Source organism: Streptomyces sp. NPDC020681, assembly GCF_044334895.1.
Classification (GTDB): domain Bacteria; phylum Actinomycetota; class Actinomycetes; order Streptomycetales; family Streptomycetaceae; genus Streptomyces.
Genome location: NZ_JBIRTX010000001.1, coordinates 564,241 through 584,975 on the forward strand (window position 1 = coordinate 564,241; position 20,735 = coordinate 584,975).

Genomic DNA, 20,735 nt, shown 5'->3' on the forward strand with positions numbered 1-20,735 from the left:
ACTACCCGAAAGTACGAGGCGAAGAGTCCATTGTGCCCCCGGACGGGTGTCGCCGCCCGCCGTGCCCGATACGAGCGGATATGCCGCCGGGGCCCGCCCGGGCCGTCAGACGAGCGCGCCCAGCGGATCGTCGAGGACCGGCTGCCAGGCCAACTCCGCCGCTCCCACCAGGCTGTTGTGGTCGAGCGAGCACGCGAGGATCGGCACTCCCCCGCTGCGCCCCCACAGGCTGCGGTCCGCGACGACGGCGCGCAGCCGCTCCGGGTCGGCCTCGAGGAGTTCCTTGTGCAGCCCGCCGAGGATGATCCGGTCGGGGTTGAGGATGTTGACAAGACCGGCGAGCCCGAGGCCGAGGCGGTCGATCAGCTCCTCGCCCGCGGCCCGTACGGACGGATCGTCGTACTCCGAGCGCAGTAGCTCTCTGGACTGCTCGAGCAGCGAGACCTCGGGACCGGGGACGCGGCCGGCCGCGGTGAGGAAGGCCAGCGGGTCCGCCTCGACGTCGAGGCAGCCGCGGCTGCCGCAGTGGCAGGGCCGGCCCTCGGGGTTGACCGTGAGATGGCCGACCTCGAGCGCGAGGCCCGAACTGCCGGTGTGCAGACGGCCGTCGAGGACGAGCGCGCCGCCGACGCCGCGGTGGCCGGTGGCCACGCAGAGCAGATGCTGGGCGCCGCGGCCCGCGCCGTGCCGGTGTTCGGCGAGCGCGGCGAGGTTGACATCGTTGCCGGTGAAAGCGGGCCCCGGGATGCCCGCCGCGCGCACGCAGTCGGCGAAGATGCCGCGTACGGGCGCCCCGGCCGGCCAGGCCAGATGCAGCGGGTTGAGCGCGGTGCCTTCCGGTTCGGCGACCGCGGACGGCACGGCCAGGCCCGCGCCCACGCACCGCCGGCCGCTCTCGCGCAGCAGGGCGGCGCCCGCGTCGACGACCTCGCCGAGCACCTGCGCCGGGTCCTCGGAGACCGTGACACAGCCCGGAGCGGTGGCGACGGTGCTGCCGCCGAGGCCGACGAGCGCGGCGCGGAATCCGTCGGCGTGCACCTGGGCGGCGAGGACGACGGGGCCCGTGTCGTCGACGGAGAGACGGTGCGAGGGCCTGCCCTGGGAGCCGGCTGCCGCACCGGGCCGGGAGTCGACACGGATCAGCCCGAGTGCCTCCAGTTCGGCGGCCACGGCTCCCGCGGTGGCGCGGGTGACGCCCAGCTCGGCGGTGAGCACGGCGCGGGTGGGCGCGCGGCCGGTGTGTACCAGCTCCAGCGCGGGGCCGAGCGCACTGCGGCCCCTCTCCAGCCTTGGTTTGATGCTCGTCGCCTTGCCGTTCATGGAGGCGAGTCTCCCATGATCCGGAGGGTGTGCAGCCGTCTTGTACGGATCGGGTCCGGGCCCCTATGCTGAGTTTGTGCCGCACCTAAACAAACTGCGGACCGCCGTACCGGGGGGACCTGGCAAAGACATCGCCCCACCCTCCCTGTCCCGCCTCCGCACCGCTCTGACCCTGTTCTTCGCCCTGGACGGCTTTCTCTTCGCCGGCTGGGTCGTCCGCATTCCCGCGATCAAGGAGCAGGCCGGGGCGTCGGCGAGCGACCTCGGCCTCGCGCTGCTGGGGGTCTCGGCGGGAGCGGTGGTGACGATGACGCTCACCGGCCGGCTCTGCCGCCGCTTCGGCAGCCATCCGCTGACGGTGGTCAGCGCCGTGCTGATGTCGCTGAGCATCGCGCTGCCGCCGCTGACCCACTCCGCGTTCACGCTGGGACTGGTGCTGCTGGTCTTCGGAGCCGCGTACGGCGGGATCAATGTCGCCATGAACAGCGCGGCCGTCGATCTGGTGGCGGCGCTGCGCCGGCCGGTGATGCCGAGCTTCCACGCGGCGTTCAGCCTCGGCGGAATGATCGGCGCGGGCCTCGGCGGACTGGTCGCCGGCGGCCTCTCCCCCACCGCCCATCTGCTCACGCTCACGGCCGTGGGCCTGCTGGTCACCGCCGTCACGGGCCCCGTACTCCTGCGCCATCCGGCACCCGTCACGGAGCAGTTGAGCAAGGAGCCCGCCCCCACCAGGCTCAGGGGCCGCACCCGCCGGATCGTCGTGCTGTTCGGTGTCATCGCGCTCTGCACGGCGTACGGAGAGGGCGCGATGGCCGACTGGGGCGCGCTCCATCTGGAGCAGGACCTCGACGCCCACCCCGGCGTCGCTGCCGCCGGATACTCGCTGTTCGCGCTCGCCATGACGGCGGGCCGGCTCTCCGGCACGGCACTGCTGGAGCGGCTCGGCCAGACCCGCACGCTGGTCGCGGGCGGCACGACGGCCGCCGCCGGAATGCTGCTCGGCGCGCTCGCGCCGAGCGTGTGGCTCGCGCTGCTGGGCTTCGGCGTGGCCGGACTCGGCCTGGCCAACATCTTCCCGGTGGCGGTGGCCAGAGCGGGCGCCGTGGCGGGACCCGGCGGCGTCGCCGCGGCGTCCACGCTCGGCTACGGCGGCATGCTGCTGGGCCCGCCCGCGATCGGCTTCGTCGCCGACTGGTTCTCGCTGCCCGTGGCGCTGACCACGGTCGCGGCGCTCGCGGCGGCCGCGGCGGTGACCGGGTACTCGGCCCGGCATGCGTCGGCGCCCCAGGCCGGGTGAGTAGGCGTACTCAGGCGGATCGGCCGCCCCGGACGCACCATGGAAGTCACCGCTGACCATGCGGGGATACGTCCATGCGGCCGTCGATGTGGGGAGAACGCCATGAACTCTGAACGGTCCGAGCGGCTCGGCGCGCTGACCCGGCTCACTTTCGGCAGTCGCGTCTCCCAGGTGTATCTGGCACTGGTCGCCGTTGCGGCGGTCTATGTCGCAGTCGACGCGATCTTCGTCCACCACGAGGACGCCTCGTTCGCGGGCGTCTGGCTGTTCGCACTCACCGCTCCGACCGTCTTCGTCTTCCTGCTCCTCGGCGACCTGTTCGGCGACGCGGTCTCCGGGGCCTCGTGGTTCGTCTACACCGCCTTGGTGCTGTCGGTGCTGATCCAGTCAGCCGCCCTCGGATGGTTCGGCCGCCTGCTGCGCGGACGTCCTCGTTCCGCGCACCCCCAGGGGGCTTGATCCCGGTGGGACAATCGGCGGCATGGAGACCGCTGAGCTGATCAAATCCCTGGTCCGGGACGGACAGTTGCTGGCCGCGGCCGCCGTCGAAGCGGGCCCAGGCGCGCCCGTGCCGACCTGTCCCGACTGGCAGGTCCGCGACCTGCTGCGGCACATCAGCATGGTGCACCGCTGGGCGACCGCGTTCGTCACGGAGGGGTACACCGGCTACCACCCGGCCGAGCCGGAGACCGGGCTCGACGGGGACGAGCTGGTCGAATGGTTCCGCGAGGGGCACGGGCTGCTGGTGGCCGCGCTCAGCGAGGCGCCCCCCGACGTGCAGTGCTGGACCTTCCTCCCGGCACCCTCTCCGCTCGCGTTCTGGACGAGGCGGCAGGCGCACGAGACCGCGATCCACCGCGCGGACGCCGAGTCGGCGCTGGGCGGCAAGCCGGGACCTGTGGCCGCGGCATTCGCCGCGGACGGCATCGCCGAGCTGCTGACCGGTTTCCACGGCCGGTCGCGGAGCCGGGTGCGCTCGGAGGCGCCGCTCTCCCTGCGCGTACGGCCGCTGGACACGGACGACGTGTGGACCGTCTGGTTCTCGACGGACGCGCCGCGCACGGAACCGAGCGACGAGGGCCCCGCGGACTGCGAGTTGAGCGGTACGGCGGAGCAGCTCTATCTGGCCCTGTGGAACAGGCTCCCGCTGAGCGCGGTCTCCGTCACCGGTGACGCGGACGTCGCCAGGCTCTGGCGCGACAGGTCACCGGTCACCTGGTCGTAGACAGCCCGCCGGATGCGCCGGCTCAGATCGTCGTGCCCGGCAGCATCCGGGAGAGCACCGCACGCTGCAACGGCTGCACCTCGGCGTGCCTGGCCCTGCCCTCGTCGGTCAGGGCCACCCGGACACCGCGCCGGTCCTCGGGACACATGCAGCGCATGACCAGTCCGTCCTTCTCCAGCCGGGCGACGAGTCGTGACAGGGCGCTCTGGCTGAGATGCACGCGGGACGCCAGCTCCTGCACGCGGAAGGACGCCGCGCCGTCGGCGGCGCGCTCCTCGGCGAGTACATCGAGGACCTCGAAGTCACTGGCGCCGAGCCCGTGCTGATGGAGCTCGCGGTCGAGCTCGCAGATCGTACGGGCGTGCAGCGCGAGGACGTCCCGCCACTCCTCCACGAGCGCACGCTCGGACTTCTTCGCTGCCATGACGGCACGTTAGCAGAAAAGCCGCACTTTGTTGCATCGGAATTAAATGCGCTTGCATTCAATGCACGTGCATGTACTGTGCTCCGCATGACCACTCCGCCCAACGTCCCCGTGGCCCTGGAGCGCTGGAGCCCTCGCCTGTGGGGCACGCTGCTCGTGCTCTGCGCCGCGATGTTCCTCGACGCCCTCGATGTCTCGATGGTCGGCGTCGCGCTGCCCTCGATCGCCACCGATCTCGATCTGTCCACCTCGACCCTGCAGTGGATCGTCAGCGGCTACATCCTCGGCTACGGCGGCCTGCTGCTCCTCGGCGGCCGCGCCGCCGACCTGCTCGGCCGGCGCCGGGTCTTTCTGATCGCGCTCGCCGTCTTCGCGATCGCCTCGCTCCTCGGCGGACTCGTCGACTCCGGACCGCTCCTGATAGCCAGCCGCTTCATCAAGGGGCTGAGCGCCGCGTTCACCGCCCCGGCCGGACTCTCCATCATCACCACGACGTTCAAGGAAGGACCGCAGCGCAATCGCGCGCTGGCCATCTACACCACCTGCGCCGCCACCGGCTTCTCGATGGGCCTGGTGCTCTCCGGTCTGCTCACCGAGGTCAGCTGGCGGCTGACGATGCTGCTGCCCGCGCCCATCGCACTGATCGCGCTGATCGCCGGCATCAGGCTGATCCCGCGGAGCAGCCGGGAGGACTCCGGCAAGGGATACGACCTGCCCGGCGCCGTCACCGGCACGGCCTCGATGCTGCTGCTCGTCTTCACCGTCGTGCAGGCTCCCGAGGTGGGCTGGGCCTCCGCCCGTACGCTGCTGTCGTTCCTCGCCGTCGCCGTGCTGCTCGCCGCCTTTGTCACCATCGAGCTGCGCAGCTCGCATCCGCTGATCCGGCTCGGCGTACTGCGCTCCGGCAGCCAGATCCGGGCCAACCTCGGCGCGGCCTTCTTCTTCGGCTCGTACATCGGCTTCCAGTTCCTCGTCACGCAGTACATGCAGTCCCTGCTCGGCTGGTCGGCGCTGCAGACGGCGCTGGCCTTCCTTCCGGCGGGCGCGCTGGTGGCGCTCTCCTCGACGAAGGTCGGCTCGATCGTCGACCGGTTCGGCACGCCGCGGGTCATCGCCGTCGGCTTCGGCCTGCTGGTGATCGCGTACGCACTCTTCCTCCAGATCGACCTCGCGCCGAGCTACGCGGCGGTGATCCTGCCGTCGATGCTGCTGCTCGGCGCGGCGTGCGCGCTGGTCTTCCCGTCGCTCAACATCCAGGCCACCAACGGCGTCGAGGACCACGAGCAGGGCATGGTCTCCGGCCTGCTGAACACCTCGATCCAGGTCGGCGGCGCCATCTTCCTCGCCGTGGTGACCGCGGTGATCACCGCGGGCGGCGGCGAGGGCGGCACACCGCAGGAGGTGCTGGACAGCTTCCGGCCGGGCCTGGTGGTGGTGACCGCGATCGCGGCCGTCGGACTGCTCATCACGCTGACCGGGCTTCGTACCCGCCCCGGCCGGAAGAGCGTGCTGGTGGCGAAGTCCGTGCCGGAGAAGGAGCCGGAGCGGGTGACGGTCGGCGACTGACCGGAACCGTGCTCAAGGGGGCGGGGGGGGGGGGGGGGGGGGGGGGGGGGGGGGCCGCGGCGGCCCCCCCCCCCCCCCCCCCCGCCCTGTGACACTTCGGACATGGGGCGACGAACACAGGCGGAGCGGGACGCGATCACGGTCGAGATCGGATACGCACTGCTCAGCGCGGTGCTGGTCGCCGCGGTGGTCTTCGGAGTGATCGCCGGGCCCAAGCTGATGTTCACCATGCCGTACGCCGTCGAGCGCGGGCTCCTCGTCGCGGGCGGCGTGGCGGCCGTGGTCGTCTTTGTACTGCGCCTGATCACCGTGCTGTGGCGCTTTGCGCGTACCGCCCCTCAGCCGAGCCAGCCCGGGCGGACCAGGCCCGACTCGTAGGCCAGGACCACCAGTTGGGCCCGGTCGCGGGCCCCCAGTTTCACCATCGTGCGGCTCACATGCGTCTTGGCGGTGAGCGGGCTGACGACCAGCCGGCGGGCGATCTCCTCGTTCGACAGGCCGATCCCGACCAGGGCCATCACCTCGCGCTCGCGTTCGGTGAGTTCGCCGAGCCCTTCGGCGTCGGCCGGGGCCTTGGAGCGGGCCGCGAACTCGGCGATCAGCCGGCGCGTCACGCCCGGCGACAGCAGCGCGTCACCTTCCACCACCGCCCGTACCGCGCGCAGCAGTTCCTCCGGCTCGGTGTCCTTCACCAGGAAGCCGGACGCGCCGGAGCGGATGGCCTCGAAGACGTACTCGTCCAGCTCGAAGGTCGTCAGCATGACCACCTTCACCTCGCCGAGCCGCTCGTCACCGGTGATCCTGCGCGTGGCGGCCAGCCCGTCGAGCAGCGGCATCCGGATGTCCATCAGCACGACGTCGGGACGGAGTTCACCCACCAGCCGCACCGCCTCCTCACCGTCGGCGGCCTCGCCCGCGACCTCGATGTCCTGCTGGGCGTCGAGCAGAGCCCGGAAGCCCGCTCGCACCAGCAGCTGGTCATCGGCGAGCACTACGCGGATCACATCGTCTCCTTCGGCTGCACGGGAAGGTCGGCGCGGACCCGGAAACCACCGTCCGGCCGTGGGCCCGCCTCGATCGTGCCACCCAGGGCGGCGGCCCGCTCCCGCATCCCGGCAAGGCCGTTGCCGCTGCCGCCGGCGTCCGAGCCGGTGGCCGGTCCTTCGTCGTCGATCCGCAGATCGAGCCGGCCGGGCCGGTAGGCGATCCGCACCTGAGCGGTGCGCGAACCCGAGTGCCGCACCACATTCGTGAGGGCCTCCTGGACGATCCGGAAGGCAGCGAGGTCGGTGCCGGGCGGCAGCGCGCGGCGCTCGCCGTCCGTCTCGATCTCGACGCGCAGACCGGCGCTCGCGGCCTGCTCGACGAGTTCCGGCAGCCGGTCGAGGCCCGGGGCCGGCGCGCGCGGCGCGTCGCCGGGCGCACGGAGCGTGTCGAGGACTTGGCGCACCTCGCCAAGCGCCTCCTTGCTCGCCGCCTTGATGGTGGTGAGCGCGGTGCGGGCCTGCTCCGGGTTGCTGTCGAGGAGCGCGAGGCCCACGCCCGCCTGGACGTTGATGACGGAGATGGAGTGCGCGAGTACGTCGTGGAGTTCGCGGGCGATCCGCAGCCGCTCCTCGTCGGCGCGGCGCTTCTCGGCGGCGGCTCGCTCCATGCGCTCGCGGGCCCACACCTCGCGCCGCGTGCGGACGAGCTCGGAGGCCGCAAGGATGGCCACCACCCAGGCGGCGATGACCAGTTCCTGCCCCCAGGGTGCGGCATCGTCGCCGCCCGGTGGCAGATGTGCGTACAGCCAGTGTGCGATCAGCAGATGGCCGGCCCACAGCCCGCCGACGGCCCACCAGGCGGCGAACCGGTGCCCGGAGACGACCGCGGCGAACGCGCCCACGGCGACGGTGAGGAAGATCGGCCCGTACGGATAGCCCGCGCCGAAGTAGACGAGCGCCGTCGCGCAGACGCCGAAGACGGAGACCACCGGCCACCTGTTGCGCAGCAGCAGAAAGGCCGGGCCGATGACCAGCAGCACCCGTGCGAAGGCATCGAGCGCCTCGCGTTCCGGCTGGCCTTCGGCAGCGAAGCGCGAGCCCACCATCACGAACACGGCCACCGCGATCGTCGACGGCCACGGCACCCTGCCGGCGCTGCGCCGTGCCTCCCAAAGACGCAACGGCGGCGGTGGTCCGCCGGCCCGTGACCAGGGGGGACCACCGCAGAAGCGGGTGTGCTGCTCATCCATACGGCCACGCTAGACCGGGCGGGGCGGCCCGGGCGTCCGCCGGGCGTGGCGATCACACGTACTCCCTGTGCAGTACGGGACCGGAGGCCGGGGCCTTCGTGCGCGGCGTGCCGCTGTGGAACGGGGGCTGCGTCAGGAACCGGCCCTGGTGCCGGGATGCGTGCCTGCGGCATCCGGGTCTGCGGCATGCGGGCCACACAGTCCGACCTCATGCGCGAGGCGGGCCGCGGCCTGCGCGAAGAACAGGTCCCGCTCCTCCACGATCCGGTTGAACTGGCCGAAGAGCTCGAACGAGATCAGGCCGAAGAGCTGCGACCAGGCGGCCACCAGCGCGACGACCACGGCAGGAGGCAGATCGGGTGCGACGTCGGCGGTGAGCCGGTGGGCCTCCGGGCGAAGCTCCTCGGCGAGCGGCGGAAGCGCGATGCCATGGGCGCGGTGGGCGTCACGCGCGACGGAGATCAGCGCCCGGCCGACCCGGGAGGCGGGCTCGACAGTGTCCATCGGCGCGGTGTAGCCGGGGACCGGGGAGCCGAAGATAAGGGCGTACTCGTGCGGGTGGGCGAGGGCCCACGCGCGCACGGCCGAGCAGATCGCGGTCCAGCGGGCCGGATGGTCATCGGGGTCGGGGGCCGCGGCGAGTGCGGACTCGGCGGCGGCGCCGACGGCGTCGTAGGCGTCGACGATCAGCGCAGTCAGCAGATCGTCGCGGCTGGGGAAATAGCGGTAGAGGGCGGAGGAGACCATGCCGAGCTCGCGGGCGACAGCGCGCAGCGAGAGCTTGGCGGCGCCTTCGGCCGCGAGCTGTTGTCGAGCCTCGTCCTTGATGGCTGCGGTGACTTCGATACGGGCCCGTTCCCTGGCCCCACGGAGCTTGGTCATGGAGCGCAGTCTTCCACGTTTCGGAGCACTGACCAATAACGAGAGCGGTGCTCTTGCTTTGGATCACCAATCCGGTGCACACTGCTCATAAGCGAGAGCACTGCTCTCTCAACCAGTGGAGATCACCATGTCGCAGGCGCATTACGTCAAGCCCGGCCGCTTCGACAACATCGTCAACGGCACCGTCGCCTGGCTGGCCCGGCACGGCATCAGCCTGATGGGCACGGCCGAGCTGTCCGTCCGCGGCCGCACCAGCGGCGAATGGCGGCGCCTCCCCGTCAATCCGCTCCCGTACGAGGGCGGCCCGTATCTGGTCTCCGCCCGCGGCCACTCCCAGTGGGTCCGCAATATGCGCGCCGCCGGCGGCGGACGGCTCCAAGTCGGCCGCAAGACCAAGGAGTTCACCGCAGTCGAGCTGACGGACGCGGAGAAGCCCGTAGTGCTGCGCACCTACCTCGAGCGCTGGGGCTGGGAGGTCGGACGGTTCTTCGGCGACGTCAACGCCAAGTCCACGGACGAGGAGCTGCTCGCCGCGGCGCACAAGCACCCGGTCTTCCGCATCACCGTCAAGTGAGCCGCGGGCCCGCAAGACCGGGCCGGTCCACCCGCCGAAGTCCGGGCCGGGCCACCCGTCCAGGCCAGGCGCGCACAGGCCACGGCACGCTCGGCCCGCTCGACCCGGCTGCGCGCAGGCCCCGGCCTCAGCCCGCCCCGGTCCGGTCCGCTCAGGCGCGCCGGTCCATCGCCTCCAGCGCGCGCCGCGCCATACCGTGCGTCCGCACCAGCCCCGCCAGCGTCGTCGAACCGCGGGCGATGTCGGCGAACGCCTTCCACGCGGGCCTGAAACCGGTGATCGCCGCGTGGAGCAGCCCCGGACGGCGCTCGAAGATGGCGAGCATCCGCCGCCCGACGCCCATCTCGACGCCCAGCCCCGCCTTGATCGCGAACGCGTAGTTCAGCGCCTGACGGCGCGCGTCCACGGCGTCGTGGGCCTCCGAGATCCGGACCGCCCACTCCCCCGCCAGCCGGCCCGAGCGCAGGGCGAAGGAGATCCCCTCCCGGGTCCACGGCTCCAGGAGCCCGGCCGCGTCCCCGCACACCAGGACCCGGCCGCGCGACAGCGGTGAGTCGTCGCTGCGGCACCGGGTCAGATGCCCCGACGAGATCGCCGGCTCGAACCCGGCGAGCCCGAGGCGCGCGATGAAGTCCTCCAGATACCGCTTGGTCGCGGCCCCCTCGCCGCGCGCCGAGATCACTCCGACCGTCAGCGTCTGCCCCTTGGGGAAGACCCAGCCGTAACTGCCCGGCATCGGGCCCCAGTCGATGAGCACCCGGCCCGCCCAGTCCTCCGCCACCGTTTCCGGCACCGGGATCTCGGCCTCGAGACCGAGATCCACCTGGTCGAGCTTCACGCCGACATGTGCCCCTATCCGGCTCGCGCTGCCGTCCGCGCCGACGACGGCACGGGCCAGCACGGTCTCGCCGTCGGCCAGCACCACGGCGACCGTGCGCCGGTCCGGCACGGCGGGTCCGTGCTGCTCCACCCGGGAGACGGTCACGCCGGTACGCAGCACGGCGCCGGCCTTCTGCGCCTGCTCGACCAGTCCGGCGTCGAACTCCGGCCGGTTGATCAGCCCGAAGAGCATCCGCTTGGAGCGGCGCGTACGCGCCAGCTTTCCGTTCAGCGAGAAGGTGACCGCGTGCACCCGGTCGCGCAGCGGCAGCTCGAAGCCCGGTGGAAGGCTGTCGCGCGAGGGCCCGATGATGCCTCCGCCACAGGTTTTGTAGCGCGGCAGTTCGGCCTTCTCCAGCAGCAGCACCTGACGGCCCGCCACCGCCGCCGCATAGGCCGCCGAGGCTCCCGCGGGCCCGGCGCCGACCACGACGACGTCCCACACCGGCTCGCCGTGCTCACCTACGGCGTCTGCGTTCTCGCTGCTCACGATGTGCTTCTGCTCCCGATTTGACGCGTGACCCATGCTCTCGACGGCATCCTACGGCGCGGTCACTTCCTGCCCGTGGCAGGATCAACCGCACATTCGCCGTGCACACAATGCACAACGTCGCACCCACAAGGAGCGTGCCCATGACCGCCCGTCCGATCACCGAGACCATTGGTTCCCTGATGCCCCGCGCCCAGGCGGAGCTGGCGGAACTGGTGGCCTTCCAGTCGGTCGCGGACGAGGCGGTGGCACCGAGGAGCGAGTGCGAGGCCGCGGCGAACTGGGTGGCCGACGCCCTGCGCGCCGAGGGATTCGAGGATGTCGCGCTGCTGGACACCCCGGACGGTTCCCAGTCGGTGTACGGCCTGCTGCCCGGCCCTGAAGGTGCGCGGACCGTCCTGCTGTACGCGCACTACGACGTGCAGCCGAAGCTGGACGAGTCCGCGTGGATCAGCCCGCCGTTCGAGCTGACCGAGCGGGACGGCCGCTGGTACGGGCGCGGTGCGGCCGACTGCAAGGGCGGCTTCATCATGCATCTGCTGGCTCTGCGCGCCCTCAAGGCGAACGGCGGCGTCCCCGTCTCCGTGAAGGTGATCGTCGAGGGCTCCGAGGAGCAGGGCACGGGCGGTCTCGAGCAGTACGCCGAGGCGCACCCGGAGCTGCTGACTGCCGACGCGATCGTGATCGGCGACACCGGGAACTTCCGCGTGGGCCTGCCGACGGTGACCGCAACCCTGCGCGGCATGACCATGATCCGCGTCCAGGTCGACACCCTCGAGGGCAATCTCCACTCGGGCCAGTTCGGCGGCGCCGCACCCGACGCGCTGGCCGCGCTCATCCGCGTACTCGACTCGCTGCGCGCCGAGGACGGCTCGACGGTGATCGACGGGCTCCCGACGCAGGCGCAGTGGGACGGTCTGCAGTACCCGGAGGACGACTTCCGCAAGGACGCCAAGGTGCTCACGGGTGTCGGCCTGACCGGCAACGGCACGGTGGCCGACCGGATCTGGGCGCGCCCCTCCGTCACCGTCGTCGGCATCGACTGCCACCCGGTGGCGGGAGCGACTCCGTCCATCCCGGCGAGCGCCCGGGCGCAGATCAGCCTGCGGGTGCCGCCGGGCCAGGACGCGGCCGAGGCGACGAAGCTGCTGTTCGCGCACATCGAGAAGCACACTCCGTGGAACGCCCGGGTCACCCTGGAGCAGGTCGGCCAGGGCCAGCCCTTCAAGGCGGACATCACCAGCCCCGCGTACACCTCGATGGCCGAGGCGATGCGTCTCGCCTACCCGGGCGAGGAGATGCAGGCGTCCGGCATGGGCGGCTCGATCCCGCTGTGCAACACGCTCGCGGCGCTCTACCCCGACGCGGAGATCCTGCTGATCGGCCTGAGTGAGCCCGAGGCACAGATCCACGCGGTGAACGAGTCGGTCTCGCCCGAGGAACTGGAACGGCTGTCGGTCGCGGAGGCGCTGTTCCTGCGGAACTACGCCGCGAGCTGATCCTCGTTCGCCCGCGCTGAGGGCCCTCGCCGGACGGCGAGGGCCCTTTCCAGTCCGCTTCCTGTCCGCTGTACCCGCGCCATGTCGGCACCCTGGCACGCCCGGCCGAGGCACACGGTCCTCAGACCGGGACGCCCGCCTCCAGATTGAGCACCGCTCCCCGCTCCCGCGCCCGAAGCGCCCACCGCAGGCGCTCGTACCGCACCGGCGGCAGCAGTTCCGCCGCCTCCTCCTCGGCGACGAAACGCCAGGCCCGCAGTTCCGGGCCCGGCAGCTGCACGCGGCCGGCCTCGCGGCTGTGCAGGCGGCCGCCGTCGAAGAGCAGTCGCAGGCCGCCGAATCTCGGCGGCAGTGGCGGCTCCCAGTCGACGACCAGCAGCCTCGGCACCTGGTCGAGCTCCAGGCCGAGTTCCTCCGCGACCTCGCGCATCCCGGCCCGCGCCGGAGGCTCGCCGCGCTCCACCACCCCGCCGGGGAACTCCCAGCCCGGCTTGTAGGTCGGGTCGACGAGCAGCACCCGGTCTTCCTCGTCGAAGAGCAGCACTCCCGCGGCCAGGGTCTCGGCGGTCGGCTCGGGGGTCTGCACGATCTCGCAGACGGTGGCCTCGCCTGTCCGCACCGCCGCGGCGATCCGCCGCGCCGCCTCCAGGGGGTCGATCCGGCTGGTGTCGACGACATGCGCGTCCGTGGTGAGCCAGTCCAGCGCCGCGAGGTACGGATCGAAGTGGTCGGACGCCCACTGCCGGGCGCGCTGGTCGGCATCGGATGTCTCCGGCTCCCCGCGGGCGGCTATTCGCTCGCGCAGGATCGTTTCGTCCGGGCGAAGCAGCACATGCCGTACGGGAATCCGGCGGGCGGCGAGACCACCGAAGATCTCGTCGCGGTACTCCTGGCGCAGCAAGGTCATGGGGACCACCAGCACCCCGCCGAGTTCGGCGAGCAGTGCCGCCGCCGTGTCCACCACGAGCCGTCGCCAGATCGGCAGATCCTGGTAGTCGGTGACCTCGGCGAGCCGCTTGGGCGGCAGCAGGCGGCGCAGTTCGCCACCGATGAGTTCGGGGTCGTACAGCGTGCAGTTCGGGATCAGATCGATCAGTTCGCGCGCGGTGGTTGTCTTGCCCGCTCCGAACGCACCGTTGATCCAGACGATCACGGTTCCCCCTCTTCCGTAGCCCTCAGTGGATTGCCCGCAACACCCTGCCACGGAAACCCGTGACGGCAACCGGCCGATTGATCGCGGAGCCGGTCGCGGACTCAACTGTGTCCGTGCTGTTGCCGGTTCGCGGCCACCACGTGTCGGCGCGCGGCGTCTCACCGTACGTACCGGCCGCTCCGCCCGAGCCGTGACACCCGTGGGCGGAGCGTCGTTGGAGCTCGAAAGACATGAGGGGGTGCGGGATGCGCCGTACGGTTTTGGAGAGGTTTCCCGCCGGGGGCCCGCGCGGCAGCTGGCCTGCCGAGGAGTTCGCGCGGGCGCGCCGCGACGAGGGTCTGGCAGCGGAGGTCGTGATGGACCTCGAGTCGGACGCGTTCCTGGTCGTCGTGTCGCTGCGGACGGTGGACGCGGTCGGTTGACCGCGCTCGTGCCCCGTCCCGGGCGGGACGGGGCACGACGGATCGGGCACGACGTTTCGTGCACGACGCACGGGCACGGGCGGGCCCGGTGGCTCAGCCCTTGGTGGAGCCGAGCGTGAGGCCCGCGATGAAGTGCCGCTGCAGCAGCAGGAAGACGATCAGCGTCGGCAGCGCCACGATCACCGAGCCGGCGGCCAGCAGGTTGTAGTCGGTGAAGAACTGACCGCGCAGATTGTTCAGCGCCGAGGTGACCGGGAGTTTGTCGCCGTCGGAGATGAAGACCAGGGCCCAGAGGAAGTCGTTGTACATCCAGGTGAACTGGAGCGTGCCGAGCGCCGCGAGAGCCGGCCGGCACAACGGCAGCGTGATCCGCCAGTACTGCGTCCACACGCCCGCGCCGTCCACGATCGCCGCCTCGAGGATCTCCACCGGCAGCGTGCGCATGAAGTTGGCGAGCACGAAGACGCAGAAGCCGATCTGGAAGCCGACCTGCACGGAGATGACGGCCCAGAACGAGTCGAACATCGTCATCGAGTCGGACATCCAGTACGGCAGCGGGATGCGGTTGAACAGGACGTACAGCGGAGTGACGATCACCTGCTGAGGCAGCAGATTGCCGGCCGTGAACAGCATCAGCAGCAGGATCGAGCCGCGCATCTTCAGCCGCGCCACGGCGAAGGCCACGAACGAGGCGAAGAAGAGCGTGATCAGCACCCCGGGAACGGCGATGATCATCGTGTTGACGAAGTACTTCGTCATGCCCGAGTCGGTGAAGGCCTGCCGGTAGTAGTCGAAGGAGAGATTCCGCGGCAGCGAGAAGTACCCGTGCTCGGAGGTCTCGTCGTACGGCCTGAGCGAGGCGTACACCGCGAGCAGCAGCGGGGCGAGGAAGGCCAGCGAGACGGTCATCAGGAAGGCGTGGACGCCGAGCCGTCCGGGGCGGACACGGCGCTTGCGGGGCGGCGCGGGCGCCGGCGGAGCAACGCTGGGCGGGGGCGCGGTGTCGAGCGTCATCGGTTCTTCTCCCCACGGATCTCCTGGACCAGATACGTCACGACGAATCCCATGGAGACGGCGAGCAGGACCACGGCGATGGCCGAGCCGAATCCGATCCGGCTGGCCTCGCCGATGATGTTGTCGGTGACGAGTACCGAGAGCAGCTCCAGGCCGTTTCTGCCCTTGTTGACGGCGTAGACGATGTCGAAGGCGCGCAGCGCCTCGATCACGGTGATCACGCCGACGATGACATTGACCGGCCGCAGGGTCGGGAAGACGACGCGGAAGAACGTCTGCGCCTCGCTCGCCCCGTCGATGGCCGCGGCTTCCTTCAGCGAGGTGTCGACGGCCTTGAGCCCGGCCAAGTAGAGGATCATCACATAGCCGGTGTGCCGCCAGGCCGCGGCCAGCAGGATCATCCAGAGGTTCAGATCGGGGTCGCCGAGCCAGTCGGTGGGGTTGTCGGTGTTGCCGAGGATCGCGTTGAGCGCGCCCTGGTCGCGGGAGAAGATCAGCTGCGCGATGAAGCCGACGACCGCGAGCGAGAGCACGACCGGCATGTACAGCGTGGACTGGTAGAAGCGGCTGAACCGCACGCCCCGGTCGATCAGTACGGCCAGCAGCAGCCCGAACGGTGTGGCGACCAGACCGAGGAAGGCCAGCCAGAGCAGGTTGTGGCGGGCGGCGGGCCAGAACGTCGGGTAATTCGTGAAGAGGTTCTTGTAGTTCTCCGTGCCGACCCAGGAAATGTCTCCGATGCCGTCCCAACTGGTGAAGGAGAGCACGACGGAGGCGAGGGTCGGTCCCCACACGATGAATATGTCGAGCAGGATCGGTATGCCGAGAAACACGCCGATGACGGCGAGGTCGCGGCGGGTGAACCGCCGTGGACCTCGCCGTGCGGCGCGCCGCGGGATGCCCACTTTCGATCGCCCCCCGGAGTCGTTCACGGTGCCCCGGGCGGCGGCCTTCGGCTTTGGCCCGGGGTCCGGGGGTTGTCCCCCGGGAGATTGCAGCAGCGGCACGGCTGGTGGCTCCAAGTCGATGTCGTACGAGGTCGGTTCAGCCTTCGGAGGCGAAGATGGTCTTCTTCTGCCTCTCGATGCTGTTGACCAATCCGTCCACGTCCTTCGGCTTGTTGATGAAGGTCTGAATGGCCGGGATCATCACCGTCGACGAGAAGTCGGGCCTGGTGTCACGGTCGAGGAACTGCGAGATCTGCTTGGCGCCGGAGACGAGTTCGACGGCCTTCTTCTGCAGTTCGGTGTACTTCGAGGTGTCGGCCTGGTCGCTGACGGCGATGTTGTTGGGGTCGCTGGCCAGATAGATGTCCTCGGCCTTGCCCGTGGCGAGCCACTTGAGCAGGTCCTTGGCGCTCTCCATGTTCGCGTCCTGCTTCAGGGACTTCGACTTCTTCGCCAGCAGGAAGCCGTCGATGGGCGCTTCGACGGCGTCCTGGCCGTGCTCCGGGTTGATCTCCGGGAACGGGAAGAAATCGATGTCGGCCTGCTCGCCCTTGGGGAACTGGGCGCCGGGGTGCGGGAGTCCGAAGACCGCCATGCCGGCCTGCTTCTTCTGCAGGCTGGTCGCGGCCTCCTGCCAGGTGCGGCCGTTGGCCCCGGGCTGGCAGTACGGGAGAAGGCTGCGCCAGGTGTCGAAGACGTCCTTGACGCGCTTGTCGGTCCAGGCCTCCTGGCCGGCCATGAGGTTCTTGTGGAACTCGTAGCCGTTCGTCCGCATGTTGATGTAGTCGAAGGTGCCCATCGCGGGCCAGCCGTCCTTGTCGCAGAACGCGATCGGGACGAGCTTGTCCTTCTGCATCTGCTTGGCGAGGGCTATGTACTCGTCGAGCGTCTTCGGCGCCTGGTAGCCGAACTGCTGGAAGACGCTCTTCCGGTGGAAGACGGCCCACGGGTAGTAGTAATACGGCGTGAGGTACTGCTTGCCGTCCTCACCGGTCGACTGGGCCTTCAGCGCGGCGGAGAAGCCCTGGTAGCCCTGCCAGTTGTCGCTGACGTCGTGCAGCAGGCCCTTCTTCGCGAAGAACTGCATGCGGTAGCCCGCGAACCACATGAAGACATCGTCCGGCTTGCCCTGCAGATACCGGTTGATGTTCTCCTGGAAGGTGTTGTGGTCAACGGTGTTGACCTTGACCTTCCGGCCGTCCTTGGACTGCTTCTCGTACGCGGCGAACGCGTCGGCGAACGCCTTCTTCGGCACCGGGTCGGACGAGTTGGAGCCCATCGTGATGGTCTTGCCGTCCCCGCCGGGGCCGCTGCCGCAGGCCGCGAGCAGCGAGGGAAGCGCGATCGCACCCGCACCCGCCGCCGCGCCGCGCAGCAGATTTCGCCGGGACATCCGATGTCCTGCCACGCTCCCGGGCGCTGCAGAACCGTTGAACGATGACTGCGCCATGTCCCCTCCTCCGAGGTGCAACCCAACATAACCCAACGCGAGGATTGGATCTCACCGCCAGAAAGGGGTGCCGTCAAGGGTTTTGGCGAGACATCGAACAACCGTTACCGCATCTCTTCCAACAGACTCCAACACGGCCTACCGTAAACGCTCGTCACTGACGCGTACATGACGTCGTACAAAATAGGCGCGAGTATGGAGGAACGTTACGATGCGTCACCTTCCCACCCGCAATACCCGCCGAAGAGTCGTCGGAGCGCTGACCGCCGCGCTGCTCTGTGCCTTCGGGCTCGGAGCTCCGGCCTTCGCCGCCGGCGAGCCGTCCGGAGCGACCGAACCCGCATCGGCCGCTCCACAGCTCGACGACGGACTCGCACTCACCCCGCCCATGGGGTTCAACAACTGGAACACCACCCATTGCAGAGCCGAGTTCAACGAGGCGATGGTCAAGGGAATCGCCGACATCTTCGTCGAACGAGGCCTCAAGGACGCCGGATACCGCTACGTCAACCTCGACGACTGCTGGGCCCTTCCGCAGCGCGACGCCGACGGCAAGCTGGTGCCCGACCCGGTGCGCTTCCCGAACGGCATCAAGGCCGTTGCCGACTATATCCACTCCAAGGGGCTGAAGTTCGGCATCTACACCAGCGCCGGAACCAAGACCTGCGACAGCGCGGGCTTCCCCGGCGGTCTGGGCCATGAGTACAGCGACGCGCGGCAGTTCGCGGACTGGGGCGTCGACTACCTCAAGTACGACAACTGCAACAACCAGGGCGTGGACGCCAAGCTCCGCTACAACACCATGCGTGACGCGCTCCGGGCGACCGGCCGGCCCATCGTCTACAGCATCTGCGAATGGGGCCAGAACAAGCCGTGGGAGTGGGCCGCGGACGTCGGCCATCTGTGGCGTACGACGGGAGACATCAGCGACAACTGGGGCTCCATGGTGTCGATCATGAAGCGGAACCTGCCGCTCGCCCAGCACGCCGGCCCGGGCCGCTGGAACGACCCCGACATGCTGGAGGTCGGCAACGGCGGGATGACGGACACGGAGTACCGCACCCACTTCTCCATGTGGTCGATCATGGCGGCCCCGCTGCTGATCGGCTCGGACCTGCGCAAGGCGCCCCCGTCGGCCTTCGAGATCCTCGGCAACCGCGAGGTCATCGCCGTCGACCAGGACCCGCTGGGCAAGCAGGGCACGGTGGTCAGCTCCGAGGCCGGCCGCTGGGTGGTCGCCAAGGAGATGGCGGACGGCAGCCGCGCGGTCGCGCTGTTCAACGAGAGCGGCAGTCCGCAGCGGATCTCCACGACCGCAGAGGCCGTCGGCCTGCCGAAGGCCGACGCGTACACCCAGCGCGACCTGTGGCAGCACAGGTCCTACAACACGGCGGGCACCGTCTCGGCAACCGTCCCGGCGCACGGCACCGTGCTGCTGCGCATCACGGCGGACCACAACTGGCCCCTGCACCCGCCCGCCGTCGAACTCGGCCTGGAGGGCGGCCTGTTCACCGAGGCCGGACAGACCGGCAAGCTGACGACCAAGGTGACCAACCTCGGCCGTACGCCGGCGATCGCGGTCTCCGCGGCGCTGACCGGACCGGCCGGCTGGACGGTGAAGGCCACCTCTCCGACGAAGGCTCTCGTGCTGCCGCCGGGCCGTTCCCTGTCCACCGTCTGGTCGGTGGCCGCGCCCGCCGGAACCCCGCCCGGCGCGCACGACCTCACGCTCAGGACGGCCCACCGAGCACCCCAGGGCACGCGGGCCGACTCCGCTCTGCCGTTCCAGGCGCGCGTCGCGGTGGCGCCGCCGGCCGGGGTCTCGTACGCCAGCGATCTGACCTGGCTGTCGGCGAGCAACGGCTGGGGCCCGGTGGAGAAGGACACCAGCAACGGTGAGAGCCGGGCGGGCGACGGCAATCCGCTCACCATCAACGGGACCGTGTTCGCGAAGGGACTCGGCGTCCACGCGGACAGCACGGTCGAGTACTACGCGGGCGGCCGGTGCACGGCCGTCACGGCGCAGGTCGGCGTGGACGACGAAGAAGGCGCGGAGGGATCGGTCGCCTTCGAGATCTGGGCCGACGCCAAGAAGGCTGCCTCCACCGGCACGCTCACCAACGCCGGTGCCGCGCAGGCGGTCTCGGCGGATGTGACGGGGGCGCAGGTGGTCCGGCTGGTGGTCACGGACGGCGGTGACGGGGTCACCTCCGACCACGGCGACTGGGCGGACATCAAGCTCAGCTGCGGCACCTGATGCTCGCCGGGCAGGCCCCGGCCCCCCAGCGGCCGGGGCCTGCCCGGGCACTTGAGCAGGGACCGGCCTGCTCAACGGCTGACCGGCAGCACCGTCCCGCTCGGCTCCACGAGCGGGGCGGCGGCCGCCGCCGCTCCCAGCAGACCCGCGTCCGTGCCCGTGAGCGCGGGAGCGACCGTCAGCCGCTGGACGAAAGAGAGCGTCGCGTAGTCCTTGAGCGAGCGCCGCAGCGGCGCGAACAGCACCTCGCCGGCGCCCGCGACTCCCCCGCCGATCACGGCTATCTCGATCTCGACGAGCGTCGCGGTCGCCGCGATCCCAGCGGCGAGGGCCTGCGCGGCCCGCTCGAAGGAGGCGACGGCGACCGGATCTCCCGCGCGGGCCGCCGCGGACACGGCCGCGGCCGAGGTGTCGCCGTCGGGGCCCGGCTGCCAGCCGCCCTCCAGCGCCCGCCGCGCGATGTTCGGGCCGCTGGCGATCCGCTCGACACAGCCGCGCGCGCCGCAGGGGCAGAGGTCGCCGTCCAGGTCGACGCTGATGTGGCCGATGTGCCCGGCGTTGCCGGTCGGTCCGGGATGGAGCTTGCCGCCGAGTACGAGCCCGCCGCCGACACCGGTCGAGACGACCATGCACAGCGCGTTGTCATAGCCGCGGGCCGCGCCCTGCCAGTGCTCGGCGGCCGTCATCGCGACACCGTCGCCGACCAGCTCGACGGGCAGCCCGCCGGCCGACCGGCGGACCCGGGAGACCAGCGGGAAGGCACGCCATCCGGGCACGTTCACCGGGCTGACCGTGCCGGCGGAGGCGTCCACGGGACCCGCGCTGCCGATGCCGACGGCCGCCGCGCGTGACCAGAGCGGAGAGAGCGCCAGCTCGGCGAGGACGGCGTCGACGGCGGCCATCACCGTCTCGGCGTCCTCCTTGGCGGGTGTGGGACGCTGGGCCCGCTGCAGAATTCTGCCGCTGCCGTCCACCAACGCGCCGGCGATCTTGGTGCCGCCGATGTCGAGCGCGGCGACGAGGTCGGTATGCATCGGTGTGGGTTCCCCCGGGGACTGTTCGGACCTGCGGATTCGGTACTAGTCTCCATTCCCCTGACA

General features: G+C 70.7%; 20 protein-coding genes. 9 read left to right on the top strand and 11 right to left on the bottom strand.

Annotated features, from left to right (window positions below; genetic code table 11):
• Positions 1-105 precede the first annotated feature (105 nt).
• Positions 106-1,320, bottom strand: coding sequence for an ROK family protein (locus ACH4YL_RS02250; protein ID WP_398503915.1), 1,215 nt, complete (start codon positions 1,318-1,320; stop codon positions 106-108).
• 76 nt (positions 1,321-1,396) lie between these two features.
• Between ACH4YL_RS02250 and ACH4YL_RS02255 the strand changes: the two genes are divergently transcribed.
• From ACH4YL_RS02255 to ACH4YL_RS02265, 3 genes are all read left to right on the top strand, one after another.
• Complete coding sequence (locus ACH4YL_RS02255; protein ID WP_398503917.1) at positions 1,397-2,617, top strand: MFS transporter; 1,221 nt, start codon at positions 1,397-1,399, stop codon at positions 2,615-2,617.
• A 102-nt stretch (positions 2,618-2,719) separates the two neighbouring features.
• On the top strand, positions 2,720-3,076 hold the full coding sequence (locus tag ACH4YL_RS02260; protein WP_398503919.1) for an SCO4225 family membrane protein: 357 nt from the start codon (positions 2,720-2,722) through the stop codon (positions 3,074-3,076).
• Positions 3,077-3,098: 22 nt separating this feature from the next.
• Positions 3,099-3,842 (top strand): maleylpyruvate isomerase family mycothiol-dependent enzyme, encoded by a 744-nt coding sequence (locus ACH4YL_RS02265; RefSeq protein ID WP_398503921.1) that lies wholly within the window; start codon positions 3,099-3,101, stop codon positions 3,840-3,842.
• Positions 3,843-3,864: 22 nt separating this feature from the next.
• Here ACH4YL_RS02265 and ACH4YL_RS02270 read toward each other — a convergent pair whose 3' ends face one another.
• Positions 3,865-4,266, bottom strand: a complete 402-nt coding sequence (locus tag ACH4YL_RS02270) for a MarR family winged helix-turn-helix transcriptional regulator (protein WP_398503923.1) — start codon at positions 4,264-4,266, stop codon at positions 3,865-3,867.
• Between the two features lie 87 nt (positions 4,267-4,353).
• On the opposite strand from ACH4YL_RS02270, the gene ACH4YL_RS02275 reads away from it, so the two are divergent.
• Positions 4,354-5,832, top strand: coding sequence for an MFS transporter (locus ACH4YL_RS02275; protein WP_398503925.1), 1,479 nt, complete (start codon positions 4,354-4,356; stop codon positions 5,830-5,832).
• Positions 5,833-5,934: 102 nt separating this feature from the next.
• On the top strand, positions 5,935-6,210 hold the full coding sequence (locus tag ACH4YL_RS02280; protein ID WP_398503927.1) for a DUF6332 family protein: 276 nt from the start codon (positions 5,935-5,937) through the stop codon (positions 6,208-6,210).
• Here ACH4YL_RS02280 and ACH4YL_RS02285 read toward each other — a convergent pair.
• From ACH4YL_RS02285 to ACH4YL_RS02295, 3 genes are all read right to left on the bottom strand, one after another.
• Positions 6,171-6,836, bottom strand: coding sequence for a response regulator (locus tag ACH4YL_RS02285; protein WP_398503929.1), 666 nt, complete (start codon positions 6,834-6,836; stop codon positions 6,171-6,173). The two genes, ACH4YL_RS02280 and ACH4YL_RS02285, sit on opposite strands and share 40 nt — an antisense overlap.
• Positions 6,833-8,068 carry a sensor histidine kinase gene (locus ACH4YL_RS02290; RefSeq protein WP_398503930.1) on the bottom strand — a complete coding sequence of 412 codons (1,236 nt, stop codon included), beginning with the start codon at positions 8,066-8,068 and terminating at the stop codon, positions 6,833-6,835. Before ACH4YL_RS02290 ends, ACH4YL_RS02285 begins: the two co-directional genes overlap by 4 nt.
• A gap of 132 nt (positions 8,069-8,200) precedes the next feature.
• Positions 8,201-8,950 (bottom strand): TetR/AcrR family transcriptional regulator, encoded by a 750-nt coding sequence (locus tag ACH4YL_RS02295; protein ID WP_398503932.1) that lies wholly within the window; start codon positions 8,948-8,950, stop codon positions 8,201-8,203.
• Between the two features lie 127 nt (positions 8,951-9,077).
• Here ACH4YL_RS02295 and ACH4YL_RS02300 point away from each other — a divergent pair, with 127 nt between their 5' ends.
• The gene (locus ACH4YL_RS02300) at positions 9,078-9,524 is read left to right on the top strand and encodes a nitroreductase family deazaflavin-dependent oxidoreductase (protein WP_398503934.1); all 447 of its coding nucleotides are present in this window, start codon (positions 9,078-9,080) and stop codon (positions 9,522-9,524) included.
• Between the two features lie 151 nt (positions 9,525-9,675).
• Here the strand turns inward: ACH4YL_RS02300 and ACH4YL_RS02305 are convergent, their stop codons facing one another.
• Positions 9,676-10,929, bottom strand: coding sequence for a geranylgeranyl reductase family protein (locus tag ACH4YL_RS02305; protein ID WP_398503936.1), 1,254 nt, complete (start codon positions 10,927-10,929; stop codon positions 9,676-9,678).
• A 107-nt stretch (positions 10,930-11,036) separates the two neighbouring features.
• On the opposite strand from ACH4YL_RS02305, the gene ACH4YL_RS02310 reads away from it, so the two are divergent.
• Positions 11,037-12,392, top strand: a complete 1,356-nt coding sequence (locus ACH4YL_RS02310) for a dipeptidase (RefSeq protein ID WP_398503938.1) — start codon at positions 11,037-11,039, stop codon at positions 12,390-12,392.
• 121 nt (positions 12,393-12,513) lie between these two features.
• Here the strand turns inward: ACH4YL_RS02310 and ACH4YL_RS02315 are convergent, their stop codons facing one another.
• Positions 12,514-13,545, bottom strand: coding sequence for an NUDIX domain-containing protein (locus ACH4YL_RS02315; RefSeq protein WP_398503940.1), 1,032 nt, complete (start codon positions 13,543-13,545; stop codon positions 12,514-12,516).
• A 245-nt stretch (positions 13,546-13,790) separates the two neighbouring features.
• On the opposite strand from ACH4YL_RS02315, the gene ACH4YL_RS02320 reads away from it, so the two are divergent.
• A complete protein-coding gene (locus ACH4YL_RS02320) occupies positions 13,791-13,967 on the top strand; it encodes a hypothetical protein (RefSeq protein WP_398503942.1) in 177 nt (58 codons plus the stop codon).
• 93 nt (positions 13,968-14,060) lie between these two features.
• Here the strand turns inward: ACH4YL_RS02320 and ACH4YL_RS02325 are convergent, their stop codons facing one another.
• The 3 genes from ACH4YL_RS02325 to ACH4YL_RS02335 all read right to left on the bottom strand — a co-directional run bounded on the left by ACH4YL_RS02325 (position 14,061) and on the right by ACH4YL_RS02335 (position 17,321).
• Positions 14,061-14,981 carry a carbohydrate ABC transporter permease gene (locus tag ACH4YL_RS02325; RefSeq protein ID WP_398503944.1) on the bottom strand — a complete coding sequence of 307 codons (921 nt, stop codon included), beginning with the start codon at positions 14,979-14,981 and terminating at the stop codon, positions 14,061-14,063.
• The gene (locus tag ACH4YL_RS02330) at positions 14,978-15,886 is read right to left on the bottom strand and encodes a carbohydrate ABC transporter permease (RefSeq protein WP_398503946.1); all 909 of its coding nucleotides are present in this window, start codon (positions 15,884-15,886) and stop codon (positions 14,978-14,980) included. Before ACH4YL_RS02330 ends, ACH4YL_RS02325 begins: the two co-directional genes overlap by 4 nt.
• A gap of 139 nt (positions 15,887-16,025) precedes the next feature.
• Positions 16,026-17,321 (bottom strand): ABC transporter substrate-binding protein, encoded by a 1,296-nt coding sequence (locus tag ACH4YL_RS02335; protein WP_398503948.1) that lies wholly within the window; start codon positions 17,319-17,321, stop codon positions 16,026-16,028.
• Between the two features lie 268 nt (positions 17,322-17,589).
• On the opposite strand from ACH4YL_RS02335, the gene ACH4YL_RS02340 reads away from it, so the two are divergent.
• Positions 17,590-19,635, top strand: a complete 2,046-nt coding sequence (locus ACH4YL_RS02340) for an NPCBM/NEW2 domain-containing protein (RefSeq protein WP_398503950.1) — start codon at positions 17,590-17,592, stop codon at positions 19,633-19,635.
• Positions 19,636-19,706: 71 nt separating this feature from the next.
• On the opposite strand, the gene ACH4YL_RS02345 is transcribed toward ACH4YL_RS02340, so the two are convergent.
• Positions 19,707-20,669 carry an ROK family protein gene (locus tag ACH4YL_RS02345; protein WP_398503952.1) on the bottom strand — a complete coding sequence of 321 codons (963 nt, stop codon included), beginning with the start codon at positions 20,667-20,669 and terminating at the stop codon, positions 19,707-19,709.
• Positions 20,670-20,735: the final 66 nt, after the last annotated feature.

Coding starts and splice junctions, on each gene's coding strand:
- ACH4YL_RS02290 (WP_398503930.1), bottom strand. CDS start 8,068: ATGGATGAGCAGCACACCCGCTTCTGCGGTGGTCCCCCCTGGTCACGG.
- ACH4YL_RS02320 (WP_398503942.1), top strand. CDS start 13,791: ATGCGCCGTACGGTTTTGGAGAGGTTTCCCGCCGGGGGCCCGCGCGGC.
- ACH4YL_RS02250 (WP_398503915.1), bottom strand. CDS start 1,320: ATGAACGGCAAGGCGACGAGCATCAAACCAAGGCTGGAGAGGGGCCGC.
- ACH4YL_RS02340 (WP_398503950.1), top strand. CDS start 17,590: ATGCGTCACCTTCCCACCCGCAATACCCGCCGAAGAGTCGTCGGAGCG.
- ACH4YL_RS02345 (WP_398503952.1), bottom strand. CDS start 20,669: ATGCATACCGACCTCGTCGCCGCGCTCGACATCGGCGGCACCAAGATC.
- ACH4YL_RS02275 (WP_398503925.1), top strand. CDS start 4,354: ATGACCACTCCGCCCAACGTCCCCGTGGCCCTGGAGCGCTGGAGCCCT.
- ACH4YL_RS02280 (WP_398503927.1), top strand. CDS start 5,935: ATGGGGCGACGAACACAGGCGGAGCGGGACGCGATCACGGTCGAGATC.
- ACH4YL_RS02265 (WP_398503921.1), top strand. CDS start 3,099: ATGGAGACCGCTGAGCTGATCAAATCCCTGGTCCGGGACGGACAGTTG.
- ACH4YL_RS02295 (WP_398503932.1), bottom strand. CDS start 8,950: ATGACCAAGCTCCGTGGGGCCAGGGAACGGGCCCGTATCGAAGTCACC.
- ACH4YL_RS02300 (WP_398503934.1), top strand. CDS start 9,078: ATGTCGCAGGCGCATTACGTCAAGCCCGGCCGCTTCGACAACATCGTC.
- ACH4YL_RS02310 (WP_398503938.1), top strand. CDS start 11,037: ATGACCGCCCGTCCGATCACCGAGACCATTGGTTCCCTGATGCCCCGC.
- ACH4YL_RS02270 (WP_398503923.1), bottom strand. CDS start 4,266: ATGGCAGCGAAGAAGTCCGAGCGTGCGCTCGTGGAGGAGTGGCGGGAC.
- ACH4YL_RS02305 (WP_398503936.1), bottom strand. CDS start 10,929: ATGGGTCACGCGTCAAATCGGGAGCAGAAGCACATCGTGAGCAGCGAG.
- ACH4YL_RS02325 (WP_398503944.1), bottom strand. CDS start 14,981: ATGACGCTCGACACCGCGCCCCCGCCCAGCGTTGCTCCGCCGGCGCCC.
- ACH4YL_RS02335 (WP_398503948.1), bottom strand. CDS start 17,321: ATGTCCCGGCGAAATCTGCTGCGCGGCGCGGCGGCGGGTGCGGGTGCG.
- ACH4YL_RS02260 (WP_398503919.1), top strand. CDS start 2,720: ATGAACTCTGAACGGTCCGAGCGGCTCGGCGCGCTGACCCGGCTCACT.